Source organism: Mammaliicoccus sp. C-M13, from assembly GCF_022386845.1.
Lineage (GTDB): Bacteria > Bacillota > Bacilli > Staphylococcales > Staphylococcaceae > Mammaliicoccus > Mammaliicoccus lentus.
This window is the reverse complement of sequence record NZ_JAJNHQ010000007.1, coordinates 70,115-91,544: the sequence shown is the minus strand read 5'-3', so window position 1 is coordinate 91,544 and position 21,430 is coordinate 70,115. Positions and strand designations below refer to the sequence as shown.

At 32.2% G+C, this 21,430-nt stretch carries 18 protein-coding genes and 1 CRISPR repeat array; of the genes, 10 read left to right on the top strand and 8 right to left on the bottom strand.

Translation table 11 applies throughout. The annotated features are described in order from the left end of the window. The first annotated feature begins 3 nt into the window (after positions 1–3). A complete protein-coding gene (locus LQ615_RS07120) occupies positions 4–993 on the top strand; it encodes a hypothetical protein (protein WP_182093637.1) in 990 nt (329 codons plus the stop codon). 30 nt (positions 994–1,023) lie between these two features. Next, positions 1,024–1,783: direct repeats of the CRISPR family, unit length 36 nt; unit sequence GTTTTAGTACTCTGTAATTTTAGGTATAAGGTATAT. A gap of 907 nt (positions 1,784–2,690) precedes the next feature. Here the strand turns inward: LQ615_RS07120 and LQ615_RS07115 are convergent. Beyond that, positions 2,691–3,164 carry a substrate-binding domain-containing protein gene (locus LQ615_RS07115; protein ID WP_239713546.1) on the bottom strand — a complete coding sequence of 158 codons (474 nt, stop codon included), beginning with the start codon at positions 3,162–3,164 and terminating at the stop codon, positions 2,691–2,693. 275 nt (positions 3,165–3,439) lie between these two features. Here LQ615_RS07115 and LQ615_RS07110 point away from each other — a divergent pair, with 275 nt between their 5' ends. Together LQ615_RS07110 and LQ615_RS07105 are read left to right on the top strand one after the other, a co-directional pair. Then, complete coding sequence (locus tag LQ615_RS07110) at positions 3,440–5,170, top strand: DUF2075 domain-containing protein (protein ID WP_218688674.1); 1,731 nt, start codon at positions 3,440–3,442, stop codon at positions 5,168–5,170. Beyond that, a complete protein-coding gene (locus tag LQ615_RS07105; RefSeq protein ID WP_103269373.1) occupies positions 5,163–5,501 on the top strand; it encodes a nucleotide pyrophosphohydrolase in 339 nt (112 codons plus the stop codon). The genes LQ615_RS07110 and LQ615_RS07105 overlap by 8 nt, the downstream gene beginning before the upstream one ends. Before the next feature lie 107 nt (positions 5,502–5,608). On the opposite strand, the gene LQ615_RS07100 is transcribed toward LQ615_RS07105, so the two are convergent. The 3 genes from LQ615_RS07100 to bla all read right to left on the bottom strand — a co-directional run bounded on the left by LQ615_RS07100 (position 5,609) and on the right by bla (position 8,340). After that, positions 5,609–6,589 (bottom strand): tRNA dihydrouridine synthase, encoded by a 981-nt coding sequence (locus LQ615_RS07100; RefSeq protein WP_103269372.1) that lies wholly within the window; start codon positions 6,587–6,589, stop codon positions 5,609–5,611. Between the two features lie 251 nt (positions 6,590–6,840). Continuing rightward, positions 6,841–7,320, bottom strand: coding sequence for a nucleoside deaminase (locus LQ615_RS07095; RefSeq protein WP_064205286.1), 480 nt, complete (start codon positions 7,318–7,320; stop codon positions 6,841–6,843). 168 nt (positions 7,321–7,488) lie between these two features. Next, on the bottom strand, positions 7,489–8,340 hold the full coding sequence (gene bla / locus LQ615_RS07090; protein ID WP_016999796.1) for a BlaZ-like penicillin-hydrolyzing class A beta-lactamase: 852 nt from the start codon (positions 8,338–8,340) through the stop codon (positions 7,489–7,491). A 189-nt stretch (positions 8,341–8,529) separates the two neighbouring features. Here bla and ahlS point away from each other — a divergent pair, with 189 nt between their 5' ends. Together ahlS and LQ615_RS07080 are read left to right on the top strand one after the other, a co-directional pair. Next, positions 8,530–9,378 (top strand): AhlS family quorum-quenching N-acyl homoserine lactonase, encoded by an 849-nt coding sequence (gene ahlS / locus LQ615_RS07085; RefSeq protein ID WP_218688677.1) that lies wholly within the window; start codon positions 8,530–8,532, stop codon positions 9,376–9,378. 15 nt (positions 9,379–9,393) lie between these two features. Then, a complete protein-coding gene (locus tag LQ615_RS07080; RefSeq protein WP_064205280.1) occupies positions 9,394–10,527 on the top strand; it encodes a zinc-dependent alcohol dehydrogenase family protein in 1,134 nt (377 codons plus the stop codon). 153 nt (positions 10,528–10,680) lie between these two features. Here LQ615_RS07080 and isaB read toward each other — a convergent pair whose 3' ends face one another. Continuing rightward, positions 10,681–11,265: an immunodominant staphylococcal antigen IsaB family protein gene (gene isaB / locus LQ615_RS07075; RefSeq protein ID WP_064205279.1), complete on the bottom strand. Its 585-nt coding sequence runs from the start codon at positions 11,263–11,265 to the stop codon at positions 10,681–10,683. A 442-nt stretch (positions 11,266–11,707) separates the two neighbouring features. Here isaB and LQ615_RS07070 point away from each other — a divergent pair, with 442 nt between their 5' ends. From LQ615_RS07070 to eutH, 3 genes are all read left to right on the top strand, one after another. Continuing rightward, positions 11,708–13,123 carry a sensor histidine kinase gene (locus LQ615_RS07070; RefSeq protein WP_331001320.1) on the top strand — a complete coding sequence of 472 codons (1,416 nt, stop codon included), beginning with the start codon at positions 11,708–11,710 and terminating at the stop codon, positions 13,121–13,123. Between the two features lies 1 nt (position 13,124). Further along, positions 13,125–13,691 (top strand): ANTAR domain-containing response regulator, encoded by a 567-nt coding sequence (locus LQ615_RS07065; RefSeq protein WP_016999801.1) that lies wholly within the window; start codon positions 13,125–13,127, stop codon positions 13,689–13,691. A 98-nt stretch (positions 13,692–13,789) separates the two neighbouring features. Further along, on the top strand, positions 13,790–15,031 hold the full coding sequence (gene eutH, locus LQ615_RS07060; RefSeq protein WP_016999802.1) for an ethanolamine utilization protein EutH: 1,242 nt from the start codon (positions 13,790–13,792) through the stop codon (positions 15,029–15,031). A 62-nt stretch (positions 15,032–15,093) separates the two neighbouring features. Here eutH and LQ615_RS07055 read toward each other — a convergent pair whose 3' ends face one another. From LQ615_RS07055 to LQ615_RS07045, 3 genes are read right to left on the bottom strand one after another with little or no spacing between them, the layout of a single operon-like run. Continuing rightward, on the bottom strand, positions 15,094–15,864 hold the full coding sequence (locus LQ615_RS07055; protein WP_228086084.1) for an SDR family NAD(P)-dependent oxidoreductase: 771 nt from the start codon (positions 15,862–15,864) through the stop codon (positions 15,094–15,096). Positions 15,865–15,886: 22 nt separating this feature from the next. Continuing rightward, positions 15,887–17,281 carry a glutamine synthetase family protein gene (locus LQ615_RS07050; protein ID WP_239703795.1) on the bottom strand — a complete coding sequence of 465 codons (1,395 nt, stop codon included), beginning with the start codon at positions 17,279–17,281 and terminating at the stop codon, positions 15,887–15,889. A gap of 14 nt (positions 17,282–17,295) precedes the next feature. Next, positions 17,296–18,738 (bottom strand): NAD-dependent succinate-semialdehyde dehydrogenase, encoded by a 1,443-nt coding sequence (locus LQ615_RS07045; protein WP_182093632.1) that lies wholly within the window; start codon positions 18,736–18,738, stop codon positions 17,296–17,298. A 212-nt stretch (positions 18,739–18,950) separates the two neighbouring features. Between LQ615_RS07045 and LQ615_RS07040 the strand changes: the two genes are divergently transcribed. Both LQ615_RS07040 and LQ615_RS07035 read left to right on the top strand, forming a co-directional pair. Beyond that, complete coding sequence (locus LQ615_RS07040) at positions 18,951–20,018, top strand: M20 family metallopeptidase (RefSeq protein ID WP_216683470.1); 1,068 nt, start codon at positions 18,951–18,953, stop codon at positions 20,016–20,018. A gap of 137 nt (positions 20,019–20,155) precedes the next feature. Next, positions 20,156–21,418 carry a putative glycoside hydrolase gene (locus LQ615_RS07035; protein WP_218688678.1) on the top strand — a complete coding sequence of 421 codons (1,263 nt, stop codon included), beginning with the start codon at positions 20,156–20,158 and terminating at the stop codon, positions 21,416–21,418. Positions 21,419–21,430: the final 12 nt, after the last annotated feature.

Here is a 21,430-nt window from a genome sequence, read left to right as displayed (position 1 = left end):
CCTATGTATGAAGCAATTTTAGAAATCAACATTGATGCAATACCAAAAGTTATTTTAAATACTAGTATATATACATCTATTTATAATGAGGATTCAACGCATGAAGAATACATTTTAGATATGCTTAAGAATTATTTTCAACCTAGAAATTCAAATAAAGATACTGTTACAATTACAAACCTTACAGATTATGAAAGAGTATCACATAATCGGTTTAGAGGATTTCTCTTAGATCATTCTACAATTGAAAATGAACACCATTTATCAGCAACGAGTATGATGACTATGAAGATTATGAGAGAAATGCAAAGTGATATGGAAATAGAAGGTTATATTAATTCTATCAATGTACTGTTAGATGATTTACGAGATAATTTAAAAGGTACACTGCCACTTACTATTAAGTCTTTTGATTTAAAACTATTCATCAAACTACTCTCATTTAAATATGATTATTCGGAAGATTATGCCAGACTAATTACTCGTTTAGAACAAGTTGTCCCACTAGTAGTGGATGAAATGGATTATCAAGCAAAAGAAAAAGCATTTGTAATCTATTTATATCCAGAAGCTGGACTTAGTATTAAAGAACAAATAAGGTTCAGGAAAATACTAAACAACTTACCTGTTCCGGTTATTGTTTTAACCGAATCACCATGTTTTTTATCTGAGAGTATTAAAGGACTAAATTATTTTATTAATAATGTTCAAATGATTACTGAATCATTTTTTGAAGATAGCTATTGGAATGCGCCAATTAATGTGGAAAAAGAACAGATTGAAGAGAGGTTTGAATATTTATTTGTAAAATATTGTTCAGTTTTAGAAATAAAACCAATTATTTCTAACTATTTGCTTGCGGATATTATTGTTTTTAAAGATATTGATCTTTATATCATTATTTCATTTTTAAAACATTGTAATTTAGAATATCAATTAGATATCGATAAAACAAAAATTTCATTAGCGTTATCAACTTATCTATTTTCTTAATTATATTTCAAGGTTATAATTGTGCTAGAGGTTTTAGTACTCTGTAATTTTAGGTATAAGGTATATGTTTATATAACCTTGCTGAAGATGGTCATCGTTTTAGTACTCTGTAATTTTAGGTATAAGGTATATCACCACGACTATTAACGATTGTCTGACTATGTTTTAGTACTCTGTAATTTTAGGTATAAGGTATATTGGATGCAGTTAAAGTATATAAACCAATGTGTTTTAGTACTCTGTAATTTTAGGTATAAGGTATATGGACAGCAATGGCAGGTATCACTGCTAAACGTTTTAGTACTCTGTAATTTTAGGTATAAGGTATATCCTCAGCACGAATATCGTTGATATGTGCAAGTTTTAGTACTCTGTAATTTTAGGTATAAGGTATATGGAAGAAGAATTAGGACTGCAACTTGATATGTTTTAGTACTCTGTAATTTTAGGTATAAGGTATATAAGAAGAAGAAATATACACAATGATTGATGGTTTTAGTACTCTGTAATTTTAGGTATAAGGTATATTTGACGTCCATCATCCATTGGGAAAGTACGTTTTAGTACTCTGTAATTTTAGGTATAAGGTATATTTATTTCTCGTAGTTCTACTATTAGATTCGTTTTAGTACTCTGTAATTTTAGGTATAAGGTATATGTGCAAAGTTAGATGATGAATATGTGGAGGGTTTTAGTACTCTGTAATTTTAGGTATAAGGTATATTTCTCGGCATAAACGTGGGTATAATTAATTGTTTTAGTACTCTGTAATTTTAGGTATAAGGTATATCTCCACCTTTTTTGAATGGACGGTGAGCGTGTTTTAGTACTCTGTAATTTTAGGTATATATATAGCAAGTATCCTAAATGCTCGATTCCAATCGTGAGCATCTTTAATTCATATATTACAAAATATGACTGCCATATTTTGTGTTTTTTATAAAGTATATTGAGTAATATGTAATTAGGAAATGAATGTTTTAAAAATGCTTCAATAATGTAGAGTAGTACATTTATAGCTTCTTTAACTCAATCCTCTCTTTTTGTTTCTTATCATATGAATCTCAGACAAAATAACTACAACTTAAATTACTTGTTTTTGAGAATTTTATTATTCTAAGTATTTTCAGTTTATTGTTTGGACAACAGAGACTTTGCATGAAATATAAGTGAAAATCTCAACACCCAATGGTTTTTTAATTCAAAATATCAAAAGCAAAAAGGCGATTTGTCCGTTTAATGCACAACTGTTCAAACTATAGAAATTGTAGCTAATATTTATTTGAATTCTAATATACACAAAAAAATACTTCAAACTAAATAACTACCAAATGAATGATCATTTTTATATCAAGCATCTATCGGTAGATTAATTTGTAAAACATGATACCTATGCGTATTATATAAAACTTAGAGAAAATGATTTATATATAACATCCATAGCAAAGGATAAAAATTAGTAGAATTATTGACAAGATAACAAAAAATAATAAGAGCATCTTTCACTATACTTGGAAGATGCTCTTATTTTTAACAGTATATTTTCTATTTTAAAAATTCAATAGTAATATATCACAATTTGTAAATGAGATTCTTGTAACACTAATTGAAAGTGAATTTGTCGAATTCAAATATTATTGAGATACTACTTCTTATCATCCTAAATTAAGATGTATTATTAGAATTATTAAACTAGCTTAAAATTGTGTGCTTTCACGTTTAATATAGTGTGTATTTATATTGATATGATAAGCGTTTGTATCGTTCCCTTTAATATGTTTGTTAGTTAAGCAAACCACTTCTTTTGCTAGGGTAGTCTTCGGAATATCAATACTTGAGATAGACGGAGACACTAGCGAAGACATTTCGTTGTTATTAATTCCAATAATTTGAAGCTGTTCTGGCACCTTTATTTCACTACTTTTTATGGCTTGTCCGGCGCCAATTGCAATCATATCGTTAGCCGTCAAGACAACTTCGGTGGATTGACCTGACTCCAATATATATTTCATTGCCAACATGCCAGCTTCAATTGTCCAACCTTCCATCCAACTTTGAGGTGTAATACTATTTTCTTTTTCTTTTAAAATATTTACAGAGAAATTAGAATCTACGCGACTTATATTTTTTAATGAAAGGTTTAGTTTATTCATTTCATGGTCTAGAGCCACTGTTATTTCTCTAAAGTTTATATACAATATCTACTTATCATAGTGATAATTTAAATAGAAGTAAAAATATGACTAATATATTTAAATTAGTTTCCATATAAATATATCGGATAAATGAGTAAAACATTGCTCATTTAACCTTATTTATTTCATTACCTTAATAATAAATAAGGTTAAATTATAAAAATTGAGGTTTCTTAAGTTAAATTTTAAAAAAACATATAAAATTATTACAAAATAGAATTTAATAGATAATAATTTAATAGGTGATGCAGATGGGAAACTTGTTAAAGATAGAAAATATGAAATATTCAATGGAAAATCTTAATGATTCAATCCAAAAATGGAAAACTTCGGCAGATGGAAAATACTTATTAAGGTATCCAACTGTATACATAATAAACGACAAAAAACGTGAAAATAACTTTGAAGTTTACGTTGGAGAAACAGCAGATATTAGAAATAGAACTAGACAACATCTTAATGCGGATACAAAAATGAAACCATTTTGGGAAAGCTTTTCTGAATCAAACAGTTCATCAATGTATGTGATTGGTCATGAATTATTTAATAAGTCATTAACCTTAGATATTGAAAATAGACTAATGCAGTATTTGTTAAGTGTAGATAGTATTTCTAGGGTTCATAATAGTAGAACAAATCAACAAAATGAATACTATACGTCTGAAAAGCTAGATGAAATTTTTTCTGATATTTGGAAAACATTAAATAATAAAAATAAATCTTTGTTTCCAATTGAAAGCATCATTAAAGATTCAGCAATATTTAAAGCATCTCCTTTTCATAAATTAACTCAAGAGCAAATTAATGCTAAGGAAGAGATATTAGATAAAATTAAAGAGTCGCTAATTTTAGATGAAGAAGGACAATTGATAATTGTTGAGGGAGAAGCTGGATCAGGAAAAACTGTTTTAATGAGTACGTTGCTTTATGAAATTGGAAAGTACAATTTAGATTTAGATGATAATCTAGATATTCATTTATTAGTAAATCAAAATGAGCATGTATCAATTTATAATCAAATAGTTACTAAATTGGGTATTTCTACTAAGAAGAATAAAATTGTTAGTAAACCAACTAGCTTTATTAATAGTCATTCATCAAATGAAAAAGTAGATGTTGTAATTGTAGATGAAGCACATTTACTTTTAACTCAAGGTAAACAGAGTTATCAAGGAAAAAATCATTTAAATGATTTATTGGAAAGAGCTAAAGTTGTAGTTATTGTTTTTGACTTAAAACAAGTACTTACAACTGAACAAATATGGGAAGTAGATAAGTTAAATTATTATTTTGATTACGCCAAAAATAAAAATAATCATATTACATTAAAAAATCAAATGCGCATTAATAGTGATGAAGCAACAATTAATTGGATAAGAAATTTGGTTGATGATCAAGTAATAAACAATATTCCTTTTGATAAAAAAGGTTATGAAATTAAAATCTTTGATACACCAATGGAATTAAAAAAATCTATCAAAGACAAGTCTCAAAATACAGAAAGTGGTATATCGAGAATGCTTGCCACCTTTGATTGGCAATATAAAGAAAAACCTCCTGAAAATAAGGACTATTGGAGAGTGGATATTGGCAATTTTTCAATGCCATGGAATTATCAATTGGAAGTTAGTAAAAAACAGTCGAACTTGCCTTGGGTTGAACAAGATCAATCAATAAATGAGATAGGCTCAACTTACACAATTCAAGGTTTAGACTTAAACTATGCTGGAGTAATAATTGGACCTTCTGTAAAATATAGAGATGGTAGGATTGTTTTTGATAAAGATAGTAGTGCTAATAAAAAGGCTACACGTCGGAGAACATTAGAAGATGGTTCAAAGCATCATTTTTCGGAAATGCTATTGAAAAATGAATTAAATGTTTTACTTACACGTGGTGTAAATGGTTTATATATTTATGCAGTAGATGAACAATTAAGAGAAGCACTTAAAAAAGCGTCTAAAGGTGATAAAAATGGATAAAACAAAAGATGTACTAAAAGAAATCAATCAATTTAGAGATGAACGTAATTGGAGACAATTTCACAATGAAAAGGATTTATCTTTATCAATTAGTTTAGAAGCAGCAGAATTACTTGAGCTATTTCAGTGGAAATCATCTGAAGAGGTAGTGGATACTAAGCGTGAGAGGTTAGCAGAAGAATTAGCAGATGTATTAATCTATAGTTATATGTTGGCAGATAATTTAGACTTTGATATTAATGAAATTATCCGTAAGAAACTAGTGAAAAATGTTGAAAAGTACCCAATAAACAAAAGCAAAGATTCAAATACTAAATATAAAGATTTATAATTAATAATATAGCCCCTGTTAACAATAATGTTAACAGGGGCTATATACATATCTGCGATAAAGTTTATAATTGTAGGGTTAAAACCTGATACTTGCTCATAGCTGCTTTAAGATTCTATATCTTCCTCTATTTTCGCTTCAAACTCATCGAGCAATGCACGAACTTCGTCTGTTGATTGTGTACTCATCAATTGATGTCGCAGTTCACTTGCACCTCTAATCCCTCGTACATAGATTTTAAAGAATCTGCGTAAACTTTTGAATTGTCGATTTTCTTTTTGAGAATATTTGTCGAATAATGTTAGATGTAATCTTAACAAGTCCAACAGTTCTTTACTCGTGTGTTCGCGTGGTTCTTTTTCAAAAGCAAAGGGATTATGAAAAATGCCTCTACCGATCATTACACCATCAATGCCATATTTTGTTGCAAGTTCAAGCCCTGTTTTTCTGTCTGGAATATCACCGTTAATAGTTAGCAATGTATTTGGTGCGATTTCATCACGCAAATTTTTGACTGCTTCGATTAATTCCCAGTGTGCATCTACATTACTCATCTCTTTACGAGTACGGAGATGGATAGATAAGTTTGCAATGTCTTGTTCGAAGACGTGTTTTAACCAATCTTTCCACTCATCTATTTCATAATATCCGAGGCGGGTTTTTACACTTACCGGTAGACCACCTGCTTTAGATGCTTGAATAATTTCAGCCGCGGTTTCAGGTCGAAGTATCAATCCAGAACCTTTACCTTTTTTTGCAACATTGGCTACGGGACAACCCATATTTAAATCAATACCTTTAAAGCCCATCTCTGCCATACCGATACTCATTTCTCGGAAATGCTCTGGCTTGTCTCCCCATATATGAGCAACTATAGGCTGTTCATCTTCACTAAATGTTAAGCGTCCGCGAACACTGTCTATACCTTCAGGGTGACAGAAGCTATCAGTGTTTGTAAATTCAGTGAAAAACACATCTGGCCTAGCTGCTTCACTAACAACATGACGAAAGACGATATCTGTAACGTCTTCCATAGGTGCCAAAATAAAAAATGGACGTGGTAATTCACTCCAAAAATTTTCTTTCATAATATATTTAAACCTTCTTTTCTATTATTATCTCATCTTTATCCATGATGATATTACCATAAATTTTCAACTTACACAAAAGGATATTGACCAGTCACAGACTTAATGAAGAGGTGTCTAACGGTGACAAAGAAATTAATAATGGGGAAATGTATCACAAATGATAGGGAATAATCACACACGTAGATTTTTTGAATATAAAAATCCCCTCAGCATCTTTCGAATATTGAGGGGAATTATTTAAGAATATATTAATTTTTTTCGTGTAACTTTAAATGTAATGCATGTACTTTTTCTGCTAATTCATCAACTGGGCCATCGACATCAGCATTTTCTATAATTTGTTGAATAGGTAGACTTTTTACTGGTGATTGTGGTACTCCCATGTCACTCAACCACTTACCTAATTGTTCTGAAGAACTTGCATAAACGATTCTACCAAGACCTACCCAACCATGTGCAGCCGCACACATCGGGCAGTGTTCCCCAGAAGTATAAACAGTTGCTGACTTACGTTCTTCAGGAGATAAATGATTTGCAGCCCATCTCGCTATTTCAAATTCAGGATGTCTTGTATGATCACCGCCACTAACACGATTATGATCCTCAAATAAAATGTTACCTTCAGAACTTACTATAATAGATCCAAAAGGTTCATCTCCCTTATTCAGCGCCTGTTCCGCTAACTCGACACACCTTTCTAAAAAAGTAATATCAGATTTGCTAACCATTAAATTGCCTCCTTAGTTGTTATAGACCTAACATTAATAAAAAATAGAAAACATTACAAATGAATAGTATGTTGATAATCTATTAATTATTTAAAAAATTAATATTAATGACAATTAAACTATTAATCTACTCATGCTTTCTCTTATGCTGTCTACTAAGGTCTCAAATTATTCACTAATATTTTTCAAAACTTCCTCAGCTACTTCACTTACTATTTTATCGTTAGGTTTAGCGTCTTTATTATTTTTATTAGTGAATATAACTAATATTATAGGTTTATCTTGTCCTTTTGGATAAATAAAAGCAACATCATTTCTTGAACCATACGTAACTGCCTGACCGCTTTTATCCATAACTTTAAAGTCGGATGGAGCACCATCCTTAATTAACGTATCTCCACTTTTATTTTTTAACATTAGGTTCATTAAGAAATCTTTATTTGATTTACTAAGATTGCCGTCGATTATAAGTTTATTCAATGTTTTACCAAAGGCTAAGGGAGTGGTTGTATCTCGTTTGTCTTTTGGTGTATATAAATTCAAATCGGGTTCTTTTCTTGATGGATACGTCATTGTATCACCTAAGTCTACTAATCTTTTTTTAACTTCTTTATAACCACCTAGCTCGTCAATAACTTTATTATTAGCAGTATTATCACTATATAACATGTTAGCTTCTATAAGTTTCTTTAAAGTTATCTCTTTGTCGACATATTTTTCTAACACAGGTGAATATGTAACAATATCGTCCTTACTTATGTGAATTTTTTTATCTAATTTATTAGAAGGTACTTTTTCAAGTAACATGGCACTACTTACAGCTTTTAATGTAGAAGCGTAAGCAAAGCGTTTATCTTCATTAAATGATAATTCTTCACCGTTTTGAGTATTAAGAGCATACATACCTACATTTGCATCATATTTTTTCTCAATTTTATCTATTGCACTATTATTTGAATCTTTATTATTACAAGCACTTAATACCAATAATAATACGCTTAATATTATTAATTTTTTCATTTTTATACCCCTTTATATTAAAAATGTAATCTTCGTGAAAATAATAACATTATAACATGTTGAATGAATAACAAAAATCAAATAATTATACAAAATATAGAAACAATATAATTCGATAGGTATAATTTTACACCAAAAGTGAAAGGGTTTACAATGGGGAGTAACATATAATTAAAGGGGTTGATTGTATTGGTAAATATAAAAAAAGAACGTATGAAAATCTATGTTTTGGATAATGGACGCATGCAAATGGACAAAAATCTAATGATAGCTAATTCAAACCAAGCCACGCTCGACAATCCTAATAAAGAAAATGAATTACATGAATTTCCGATTTATACAGTTTTTATAGACCATCCGGATGCTAAAATTTTATTTGATACTGCTTGTAATCCTAATTCAATGGGTGAAGAGGGTCGTTGGATTAATGCGACACAGAAAGCTTTTCCGTATTTTTCAGATGACTCGTGTCATTTACCTAATAGGCTAGAACAGTTAGGCGTTGACCCTAAAGATGTAGATATAGTAGTTGCTTCACATTTACATCTAGACCACGCTGGTTGTTTAGAATATTTTTCAAACGCAACTGTTATTGTTCATGATGATGAATTCAGTGGTGCGATGAAGTGCTATGCACGTAACCAACAAGAAGGTGCATATATTTGGAGTGATATTGATGCTTGGATTAAAAGTGATTTAACTTGGCACACAATTTCACGTGATCAAGACCACTTGAACCTTGTAGATGGAGTGAAGGTACTGAATTTTGGTAGTGGCCATGCTTGGGGAATGATTGGTCTTGAAATTGAAACGGAAGAGCTAGGCACGTTAATCTTAGCTTCTGATGCTATTTACACACGAGAAAGTATGGAACCTAAATTGCAGCCACCTGGAATTATTTATGATTCTATTGGTTGGGCAAACTCAGTTGAATACATTAAGCGACTCGCAAAAGAAAAAAACGCAGAAATCTGGTTTGGTCATGACGGTAATCAATTTGAGACTTTTAGAAAGTCTACTGATGGTTATTATGAATAAAGGGTGTGTATATAAATGAAGACAAAAGCAGCAGTATTATATGAAATGGGTGTAGAAGGTCCTTATGAAAAAGCTGAACCTTTAAAGATAGAAACATTAAACCTTGATAATCCTAACAAAAATGAAGTATTAATTAAAATTCATGCAGCAGGTTTATGTCATTCTGATTTATCAGTGATTAACGGAAGTCGACCGCGACCAATGCCTATGGCGTTAGGACATGAAGCGGCAGGAGAGATTATAGAACTAGGTGAAAATGTTACCGATTTTGAAGTTGGAGACCATGTTGTTTGTACATTTATTCCAAGCTGTGGAAAGTGTATACCTTGTCGTGAAGGACGACCGGCATTATGTGAAAATGGTGCTGCTTCAAATGAAAAAGGTGAAATGCTAGAAGGTGGATTTCGTTTATCTAAAGATAATGATGTCATCCATCACCATTTAGGCGTTTCTGGATTTTCTGAATATGCTGTTGTATCAGAAAATTCTATAGTAAAAATTGATCCAAATATTCCTTATGAACGTGCAGCTGTGTTTGGTTGTGCTGTTATTACTGGTATAGGAGCCGTTATAAATACAGCGGAGATTAGACCAGGTAGTAATGTCGCTGTAGTAGGACTTGGAGGAATAGGATTAAATGCTATTATTGGTGCAAAACTGGCCGGTGCAAATGAAATAATTGCATTAGATATAAATGAAGATAAATTTGAAATAGCTAAAAAATTAGGTGCAACAGCAGTATATAATTCAGGCGATGAAAATGTAATAGAAGAAGTTAAGCAATATATTACAGGCGGGGCTGAATATGTATTTGAAACAGCAGGTGTAGTGCCAGCAATGAAAGTAGCATATGCAATAACAAAACGAGGTGGAACAACAGTTACAACAGGTTTACCTGATCCTAAAGCAGAATTATCAATTCCTCAAGTAACTCTAGCAGCTGAAGAAAGAACGATTAAAGGTTCATATGTTGGAAGTTGTGTTCCTGATCGTGATATACCTAGGTTTGTTAGTTTGTATCAAAGTAATCGGCTTAACGTTGATCCATTAATCAGTGATGTCATTTCACTTAATGAGATAAATAAAGGCTTTGATCAATTAGCAAATGGCGATGTAGGTAGAATTATTATTAAAATGACAGAATCATAACTATAGTAGTTTAAAATAATCATCATTAACCAAATTCATAATATAAAATAAGCACATCACTTTGTGTACTGAATTTCATCAGTAGAGTGATGTGCTTACTATTTTGTCATCTACATTTTTAAGATTACGACTTCCGATAGTTGTTATTTCATTCTATTGACCAATGATTATTTTAGTTAAGTAATCATTTTCATCAAAGAAAGCCTTATATGAACCATCATTAGTATTATAATATACCATTGTACCATCTCCGATACCTGAATCACCTTCTCCTCCCATATCATTAGAAGCATGTGCTTTTTTGAAAGTTTCTTTAGTTACCGTATTTGGTTTAGTATTAAAGCTAATTTGAATAACTTCATTATCATCGTTAAAATCTACAGTTGTATCATAAACTTTTATACTATGGTCATGATTTTTATAAGCTTTTGGATCTACTTTATAGTTATCAATTGAAACATTGTCATATTTCAATGCACGTACAAAATTATAATCTTGTGTAAACGAAGGATCATATGTTGTATAACCGTAATAGTTATACCAAGGTGTTTGTGCCATTTCTTCTGAAGCGCCTTGTGTACTTGCACCGCTTGCTGCTCCTTCACCATGCCCCCATTTTTGAACTTGCTCTGCTGCTTGAGCTTCTGGACCACTTGTCGTTATAAATGCTGCTGAAGAACCTACGACAAGTGTTGATACAACGACAGATGCTGAAAGTAACTTTCCTACTTTACGCATAATAAACCACTCCTTAATTTTTGAGTACCTTTGACCATAACTGCTTAGTCAACATTCAAATGCATAAATCCTTGAACAAGTACTATCTTTACTTATTTGTCGTTTTTTCCAGTTCAAACACATGCAATGCCCTTTCAATTTAAGTTGCTAGGTGGGAATACCACTCCTTTATCATTCGCTATTATCAAGTGTAATTATTCACTTTTATTGTACATCAAATACACATAATTGCAAATATATCTATAAGAAGTGTGTGTATAAAACGTTGGGTCTAAAGATTAATTATAAGAGTGAGGTTAATTAGTGAAAAGCATTACTATTAGTAATACAGTTGAAGAAATTTGGCATACTAAGTTTTGAATTGACATATTTTTAATTCGATTTCATAATAGTAATATAAAAATATTCGAAATATTCATACAATTATCATAGGGGATGGTGTATTATTGGGAATATCAACTTAGTTAGTAAAGCGCTTACATCTTTGTCGGAAGAAGCTTATAATAAGATTATTAACCTTTCAAATCAACTTCAAATGGTTGCTGATCTCAACCGTGCAAATGTATTTATTGATTGTCCGACTGACAATAAGGATGAAGTGGTCGTTGTTGCTGAAGCAATTCCTAAAAATGTGAAGAGTTTATATCAAACATCAGTTATTGGTGAGAATGTTTATGAGAAGTTTGAACCAGCCGTTTTTGAAGCATTAAGGGGTAAAGATTTTTCTCAATATAAGGCTGTTACTCAAGAAGGTAAAGTGGTTGAACAGAGTGTAACACCGATTATGTTGGGAGAAGAAATTATTGGTACATTGATTATGGAGAAAGATATAAGTAGTAAAGTAATGAAGGAAAATCGTTTGAAGGCATTAACTCAAGCAACTAGTACATTGAGTAACATTGTTTCTCGTTCAAAAAATAATGAGGTTTTTTTCCCAGATATGATTGAAGAAAGTTTTTTTGAGTTGGATAATGATTTGAATATACGTTATTTCAATCTAACTGGAGAGAAAATGATAAGTGATATTAAGGGAACTAAGTGTGAAACTGGTTTGTGTTTTGTAGAACTCTTTCCAACGGTCGAAAGTATGCTAACAGATGGTCGAATTATTACAATTGAAGAAAAAGAACTTCATAATCATTATTTTCAAATTAAATGTATTCAATTACTTGAAGATGGGGTTGTGACAGGTCATCTTATTCTTATGAAAGACATAACGGATTTAAAGGAAAAAGAACGAGAATTGATTTCCAAATCTGCTGCAATTGGTGAAATTCATCATCGTGTTAAAAATAATCTTCAAACTGTAGCGAGTATATTGAGATTACAAATGAGAAGGGGATTGCCAGATGGTAGTGAACAATATTTTCAAGAAAGTTTGAATAGAATCATGAGTATTGCTTCTGTCTATGAAGTCATCCTAGATGAATCATCAACGGATTTAGTCAATATTGATAAACTAGTTAAGAAGATAGGAAATATGATTGTCTATAATGAGACTTCAGATAAAGTTATACATATAGATTATAAGACTGAAGGTCAAATTCATCTTGTATCAAATATAGCTGTATCAGTGGCACTCATCGCAAATGAACTTATTACAAATTGTTTAAACCATGCATTTAATTATCAGACTGATGGAAAGATTGATGTACATTTAAGGTACGACCAACAGAACCAATCGCATATTCTTGAAGTTCAAGATACAGGTATAACAGAAAGCGAATTTATCCATTCTTTTGGACTGAAAATTGTAAAAACTATTACGGAAAATGATTTAGAAGGCACATTTAGTATTAAGCGTAATAATATCGGCACTTTAGCACGCGTTCAATTTCAATACAAAGGGGATGATTGAATTGACATCAATTATAGTTGTTGAAGATGAATCTATCGTTAGGATGGATATCATAGAAATGCTTAAAGAAGCTCAATACGAGGTAGTAGCGGAAGCCGGTAACGGAGAAAAAGCGTTAGAGTTGGTTGATAAATTTCGGCCTGATTTAGTCATTATGGATATTAAAATGCCGAAATTAAATGGTCTGAAAGCTAGTAAAATCATTTCAAAGAAATATGATATTCCAATATTAATACTAACTGCTTATAGTCATTGTGAATACGTAGAAGAAGCTAAACAAACTAATATTGTAGGATATATTGTAAAACCAATTTCAGAAGCGCAACTGTTGCCAGCTGTTGAAATTGCACTGTCGCAATCTAACAGCTTGAATCAACTAAGAATAGAAGTGGATAATACGAAAAAACAAATGAATAATCGTAAACTTGTTGAAAAAGCAAAAGGTCTTCTGATGGAGCAACTGAATTTATCAGAAGAAGCGGCTTATCAAAAACTTCGGCGAAAGAGTATGGATAAGCAAATCGCAATTGAAATAGAAGCTACAGAGATTATCAATGAATTAGGGTAATATGTTAAAAGTGAATACAACCAAGCAAAGGTGCTTATTTGAATTAATCAAATAGGCACCTTTTTGCATTTTTAGATTTAAAATAAGGGGGATTTAATATGGAGCATATAGGTACAATTATTATTTATATTATTATGTTATGTGCAGTATTAGGTGCGTTTGGTGCAATTCGAAATGCAAACGAAGGTATTGGTAAAGAGTTTATGGAAGGGATATATACAATTGGTCCAATTTTTGCAAATTCAGCAGGAATTATGGCATCTATTCCATTCATTTCAAAGTTTATTGAGAAATTTTTTGGACCTATGTTTGATAAGATAGGTGCAGATCCTGCAATTGCAGCTACTTCTATACTTGCTACGGATATGGGAGGATATCAACTGGCAGATGTATTAAAGGCGAGCTACGAAGGTTGGATAATGGCGATGATTGTTGGGCTGATGGCAGGGGCAACAATAGTGTTTACAATACCACTTGGTTTGCCAATGCTTGATAAACGAGATCATAAATATATGGCTTTAGGTATATTATCTGGTTTGTTAGCAATACCGTTCGGTGTATTTATTTCCACGGTAATAATTCTATTTAGCAATACGAAAATAAGAACTACGATTGATACAACTAGTGACCCAACGCATTTGTTTCAAATAAGTATGACTACAATATTTACGAATTTACTGCCACTTATTATCTTTGTAGTTGTTACAGCAATAGGATTATACTTCTTCTCAGATATTATGATAAAGTTATTTATTTTCTTCGGAAGAATATTAGATGCATGTATTAAATTAGTATTTGTGTTCTCGGTAGTAGAAATATTTACAGGTTTATTTACAAACGTATTTGGTGGTTGGGGGTTTGATCCAATTATGGCTGATAAAAAAGATAATTTCCGAGCATTGGAGAATGCAGGTAACATTGCAATTATGCTTTCTGGTGCATTCCCTATGGTATACCTAATTCGTAAATATTTCTCTAGTAGCTTACATCGAATAGGTAATAAAGTTGGACTGAGTGAAGTAGGTAGCGCAGGATTTATTGCTACTATAGCTAATATACTAGCTATGCTAAAGTTGGTAAGAGATATGCCACCTAAAGATAAAGTGTTGAACATAGCATTTGGTGTATGTGCAGCGTTCTTATTAGGTGACCATTTATCATACTCAGCTAATTTTCAGCCTACATTAATACCCGCAGTGCTAATTGGGAAATTGAGTGGAGGGATAATAGCTATCATATTTGCTTATATCTTATGTATACCGAAAGCGAAAAAGTTAGAAAAACTGGATAGAAAAATGGGAATTATAGGTGAGAAAGAATACTTAGAAGATAAATTTTAAAAATAGTAAGCGCCCAACACTTGATTAAAGTGTTGGGCGTTTTTGCTGTTATTTCATAATACTTAGAAGTAATTAGAAGTTATACCACCATCTACATTAATGTTAGCTCCATTTGTCCAATTAGACTCATCTGATGCTAAATATAAAGCGCAATTTACAATGTCTTCAGGCTTACCAAATCTGCCTGCGGGTTGTCTGTCTAATCGTACTTTCTTAGCTTCTTCATCTGATACAAGCCACTCCATTAACAATGGCGTTTCAATTGGCCCAGGGCTAATCGCATTTGTACGAATGCCTTTAGGACGGAATTGTATTGCTAATGATTTTGTTAAGGCTACTACAGCGCCTTTAGAAGCGGTATAAGCATCTTGTGGTACTGAACAACCCATTTGAGCGACGAATGAAGCAATATTTATGATTGATCCAGAACTGTTTTTCTCCATTTCTGGAATGACATACTTCGTCATAAAGAATATACCTTTAACGTTAATATTCATGACTAAATCCCATACACTTTCTTCTGTATTTACTACAGAATTATCTGCTTCTGGCATTACACCAGCATTATTATAGAGAACGTCTATTCTTCCGTATGTTGTTATTGTTTCAGCTACCGCACTTTTAACATTTTCTTCATTTGAAATATCTACTACAAATAATGAAGCTTCTCCACCATTATTATGAATAGAATCTACTGTTGCTTGCCCTGCTTTTTCATCTCTTTCAAAAACAGCTATTTTACCGCCTTCTTTAGCAAATGTTTCAGCAGCTACTTTTCCCATTCCACCGCCTGCACCAGTAATTATACAAACTTTATCTTTGAGTCTCATCATATATTCCTCCTTAAAATCAACATTAACTTTGTTCAAAGTATCGTGAACGTTCCCAAGTTGTGACGAATGAATCAAATTCATTTTGCTCGGATCTAGCAGCTTCTAAATAGTGTTTAGCAACATCTTCACCTAGAACTTCTTTCACTACGTCACTGTTCTTCCAATTCCAAATTGCTTCGTGTAAAGAAGATGGTATGCGATCTATATCTTCTTGTTCATAAGCATTTCCAACTAATTCATCAGGTAATTCAATTTTATGTTCAATACCGTATAAACCAGCACCGATTAAAGCTGAATATGCTAAGTACGGGTTCATATCTGCACCTGAAATTCTAGATTCAAACCTTAATGAATTACCGTCACCGACTACGCGGTATCCAGCTGAACGATTATCTTTACTCCACGCAATGCTTACAGGCGCCCAAGTATTAGGTGCGAATCGCTTATAAGAATTGACGTATGGGGCAAATAATAATGCAAAATCTTTCGTATATTTGATAATTCCTGCTAAGAAGTGCTGCATTGTTTCTGATTTAGGATCAACTGCGTCTTCACCGGCATAAAAAGCATTATTTTTTGTTCCCTTTTCCATTAAACTTAAATGAATATGACCACTCGAACCAGTCCATTCTTCATATGGTTTAGCCATAAATGTTACAGCTTTCTCATTTTGAATACATATTTCTTTCATGCCGTGTTTAAACATAATGTGTTGATCAGCTGCTTTTAAAGCGTCTGCATATTTCAAATTGATTTCATGTTGACCTTTATAAGCTTCACCCTTTGAAGATTCAATTTGTATACCCATCAAATGCATTTGATTTCTTATTCTTTGATATAAAGGTTCATTTTTACTACCTTGTAATAAATTATAATCTTCATTTAAATGGCCGGCAGTTTCTAAGTTGTCATAGCCTTTTTTGTCAATTTCGGCAAATGATTGATTGAAAAGATAGAATTCAAGTTCACTTGCCATATGTGGAGAAAATCCAAGTTTTTCTGCTTTTTCAATTTGAGTTTTAAGTATGTTCCGTGGCGCTATACAAATTGGTTCACTTCCATCCACTGTATATACATCACAGAATACGATTGCTGTTTTTTCTAGCCAAGGAATCACTTTTAATGTGTTTAAATCAGGAACTGCTAAATAGTCACCATAACCTTTGTCCCAATTCATGAACTCAAAGTTTTCATTTGTATCCATTGTGAAGTTGGTACCTAATAGGTAATTACAGAAATGAGTACCCTCTGAAATATCATTTTCTAATATGAATTCGCCAGTAACACGTTTCCCCATCAAACGTCCTTGCATGTCACAAAATCCCATAATAATCGTGTCGATGTCTTCAGATTTTACTAATTCAATTAATTGATCTTTCGTAATATCTCCAGTTACTTTTTTGCCATTAGTATTCATAAATGACAACCCCCTTATGATTTAAGTAAAGATAATGAAATATACTTCAATTCTAAAAATCCGTCTAAACCGTAGTGACTGCCTTCGCGACCCATACCGCTTTCTTTAATTCCTCCAAATGGTGCTTGAGGGACACTTAATTGAGTACCGTTAACACCAATCATGCCAAATTCGAGTTTTTCACTCATTTTATAAATTGTATTGATATTGCTTGAGAAGAAATAAGCTGCAAGTCCATATGGCGAAGCATTCGCAATATCTATTGCTTCATCTTCATTGTCGAACGATATAATAGGTGCTACTGGCCCGAATATTTCTTCTTGGGCAATTGTCATGTTAGCCCTAACGCCACTGATAACAGTAGGTTGATAGAATAGTTCAGATTCTCCTGTATTAGCCTTCTTTCCACCTAATTCTATAAATGCCCCTTCTTTTTGAGCTTCAGAAACGAGTTGTTCTACTTTATCTATAGCTTTTTTATTAATCAAAGGTCCGACTTGAACATTTTCTTCATCAGCTGATCCGATTTTAATTTTCTTTACGCGTTCTATTATTTTTTCAGTCATTTCTTGTTTCACATCTTTATGTACGAGAATGACGTTAATGCCGTTACACATTTGACCACTGTTTTCGAATTTATTATCAACAATCGCATCTGCTGCATTATCTAAATCTGCATCAGGAAGTACAATTGCAGGTGCGTTCCCTCCGAGTTCGAGCGAGATACGTTTAACTTGATCGGATGCTTTACTCATTAGAGTCTTACCAATTTGAGTTGAACCAGTAAACGATATTTTCTTAACGCGTTTATCTGCGAATAAAGTGTCTGAAATTAATGAAGAACTACCTGTAACAATATTAGCTACACCTTTATCTATTCCTGTAGCCATTAATTCATCAAAGATTGCAATAGCTATCCTAGGTGTTTCACTTGATGGTTTAACAATTACAGTACATCCGGCAGCTAAGGCGGGTGCTACTTTACGTGCCACCATTGCACCTGGGAAATTCCACGGTGTAATGAGACCACAAACCCCAACAGGCTGTTTAATCACTGAAATACGTTGATTTTCTGAAGATGGAGGTATAACTTCTCCATATATACGTTTACCTTCTTCACCGAACCATCGTATAAATTTGGCGCAAACGCCAATTTCTCCAAAAGCTTCGGCATATGGCTTACCTTGTTCTTCACTCATAATTTGTGCTAATTCTTCTTGTTTGTTTAATAAATTAACCGCCCATTGTTCTAAATAATATTGTCTCGTTTCAGCAGTATAATTAGACCACTTTTCGAAAGAAGAAACAGCAGAATTAATCGCTTCTTGAACAGTATCTTTAGAAACACTTGGTACATCTCCAATGTTGTTACCGTTGGCAGGATTGAATACTGAAATCACCTCATCAGTTGTGACTTTTTCACCATTAACCCAGTTATAATTTAAATCTCGTGTCATAAATATCCCCCTTAAAATGCAAAAAGGCGCTTATATCCCCAACACGGAATGTTGGGATATAAGCGCCTTTGCTTAATATATTCACTTTAAAATAAGTTGTTAGTTTATATTTAAGATGTATTAATACAACTAAACTTTACTAAAATTTTTAAATCTTGTCAATATTCTGTCAATATACTATACTTTCCTCAAAATGATAAGGGGATGATTACATGAGTAAAACATTAAAACTATTACAAAGATTAATTTCTTACGATAGTTCTAGTAAAGAAGGAGCAAATGAAATAATCGATTACTGCCAAAAATGGTTAAAAAATCATAATCTTGAATCAGAAATTATAACAAACAACGACTATAAAATGCTGATTTGTACAATAGGGAATGGAAATAAAACGCTTGTGCTAAATGGACATGTAGATGTCGTAAGTGGTAAAGAAGGGCAGTTCGAGCCAGTTATCAAAGATGGAAAAATATATGGAAGAGGTTCCGCAGACATGAAAGCAGGTGTAGCAGCGTTTATGGTAGCGATGAGCGAAATTCAACACTCAGAATTAAATGACACGAAAGTACAACTACAACTCGTGACCGACGAAGAAATTGGAGGAAATAACTGTGCAGCATATTTAACAGATCAAGGTTATTTAGGAGACTTTGTAATATGTGCGGAACCTACACAACTCGGTATAGGTTTCCAAGCAAAGGGCATCTTACAATTTGATGTCCAACTGTTTGGTAAATCTGCACACGGAAGTAGACCATGGGAAGGAGAAAATGCGATAGAAAAAGCATTACAAATTCATAATCAAATAATGAATTTACCATTCGCTAAAGAATCAACAGATATATACGAAGCACCATCAATAAACTTGGCCAAAATCAATGGAGGAGAAGTCTATAATAAAGTACCTGACTCATGTACAATCTCATTCGATATACGATATTTACCTACTCAAGATAAAGACGAAATACTAGAACAAATCAAAAACATCACTGATGGAGAAATAACGATTAATTTAACAGGTCCGGCAGTCTTAAATGAAACAACAAACCCCCACATACAGCAACTAATCAAAGAAATTCAAGAACATTCTCAACTACAAGAGGTACCTATATTTGGTCAGCATGGATTTGCAGACACAAGGTATTTCTCGAGATACAACGTACCAGCAATCGAATTTGGACCATCCGGTGATGCATGGCACGGGGATGGAGAATATGCAGTTATAGATTCAATAGATACATACAAAGATATCATTGTTTCGTTTAGTAAAGTGTTTTGATTATCAATTCATTAAGAAGTAAAGAATAAAATATACCTTGTTTAAAATAGTAAAAATATGTAAAATGCGAAGCGTGGAATAATATAATGTTTAGAAACTTTTTCAAAATCAATATATAGAAATAAGGGGAGAAAATGATGAAATCATGGAAGTTTTTAGCAGTGGCGCTTGCAGTTATCTTGGTTATGTCAGCTTGTAATAAAGATACTGATTCAAACAACGAGAAGAAGAATAGCAGTGAACAAAAGAAAACTAGTAGTAAAGATAAGAAAGATAGTAATGAATCAGAGAAAGATACATATAGTGATATTGACTATCCTAAAGATGGTGTGAAAGGTATTTACGTGACACCAGATTCAGCAAGTGGAGAACAATTTGATGAATTGATTAAGTTTATAAACGAAACAGAATTAAATGCATTGGTTATCGATGTTAAAGATGATTCAGGTAATATTACGATGGACTTCAAAAGTGATAATAAGTTAATTAGTAGTAATACAGTAGACAGTGTAGATGTTAAAAAAATCATCAAAGAAATGGAAAAGAATGATATCTATCCAATCGCGCGTGTTGTTACATTTAAAGATTCTAATTTAGCTCATCAAAAACCTGATTGGTCGTTTAAAACGTCTGATGGTAATGTATGGGAAAATGAAGGTGGAGACAGCTTTATAAATCCGTTTGATGATAATGTATGGGACTATAATATAGAAGTGGCGAAAGAAGCTGCTAAAGCGGGATTTAAAGAAGTACAATTTGATTATGTTCGTTTCCCAGAAGGGTTTGAAAACAAAGACGCGGAATTACAATATTCTAATGGAAAATACAAAGGTAGCGATTTAAATAATATCAAACAACGTGTAGATACAATTACAGAGTTTTTAAAAACAGCACGTAAAGATTTGAAATCATATGACGTTAAAACATCCGCAGATGTATTTGGTTACGCAGCTACAGTTAAAGAAACACCAGGTATTGGACAGAGTTTTCCTAAAATAGCTGAAAACGTCGATGTTATATCATCTATGGTTTATCCATCACATTGGGGTACTGGTGATTTTGGATTAGAAAATCCAGATACAGAACCTTATAAAACGATAGACAGTTATCTAGATAAAGAAAAAGAAGCACTTAAAGATGTAGACAGTGAAAAAGTTAAATCACGTCCATGGCTTCAAGACTTTACAGCGTCTTACTTAGGTGAAGGTCGTTATATAGATTACAATAAAGAAAAAGTAACTGCACAAATTCAAGCATTAAAAGATCATGGTATTGATGAGTTTTTACTATGGGATGCATCAGGTAACTATAATAAAGGCGTCGATTATAACCCAGAGAAATATTCGAACCCAGACGCTCAAAAACCTAACCAACAGGATAATGAAAAACAAGAAAAGTAAATATTTCGATTT

Coding starts and splice junctions, on each gene's coding strand:
- LQ615_RS07120 (WP_182093637.1), top strand. CDS start 4: ATGTATGAAGCAATTTTAGAAATCAACATTGATGCAATACCAAAAGTT.
- LQ615_RS07110 (WP_218688674.1), top strand. CDS start 3,440: ATGGGAAACTTGTTAAAGATAGAAAATATGAAATATTCAATGGAAAAT.
- LQ615_RS07105 (WP_103269373.1), top strand. CDS start 5,163: ATGGATAAAACAAAAGATGTACTAAAAGAAATCAATCAATTTAGAGAT.
- LQ615_RS07100 (WP_103269372.1), bottom strand. CDS start 6,589: ATGAAAGAAAATTTTTGGAGTGAATTACCACGTCCATTTTTTATTTTG.
- LQ615_RS07095 (WP_064205286.1), bottom strand. CDS start 7,320: ATGGTTAGCAAATCTGATATTACTTTTTTAGAAAGGTGTGTCGAGTTA.
- bla (WP_016999796.1), bottom strand. CDS start 8,340: ATGAAAAAATTAATAATATTAAGCGTATTATTATTGGTATTAAGTGCT.
- LQ615_RS07080 (WP_064205280.1), top strand. CDS start 9,394: ATGAAGACAAAAGCAGCAGTATTATATGAAATGGGTGTAGAAGGTCCT.
- isaB (WP_064205279.1), bottom strand. CDS start 11,265: ATGCGTAAAGTAGGAAAGTTACTTTCAGCATCTGTCGTTGTATCAACA.
- eutH (WP_016999802.1), top strand. CDS start 13,790: ATGGAGCATATAGGTACAATTATTATTTATATTATTATGTTATGTGCA.
- LQ615_RS07055 (WP_228086084.1), bottom strand. CDS start 15,864: ATGATGAGACTCAAAGATAAAGTTTGTATAATTACTGGTGCAGGCGGT.
- LQ615_RS07050 (WP_239703795.1), bottom strand. CDS start 17,281: ATGAATACTAATGGCAAAAAAGTAACTGGAGATATTACGAAAGATCAA.
- LQ615_RS07045 (WP_182093632.1), bottom strand. CDS start 18,738: ATGACACGAGATTTAAATTATAACTGGGTTAATGGTGAAAAAGTCACA.
- LQ615_RS07040 (WP_216683470.1), top strand. CDS start 18,951: ATGAGTAAAACATTAAAACTATTACAAAGATTAATTTCTTACGATAGT.
- LQ615_RS07035 (WP_218688678.1), top strand. CDS start 20,156: ATGAAATCATGGAAGTTTTTAGCAGTGGCGCTTGCAGTTATCTTGGTT.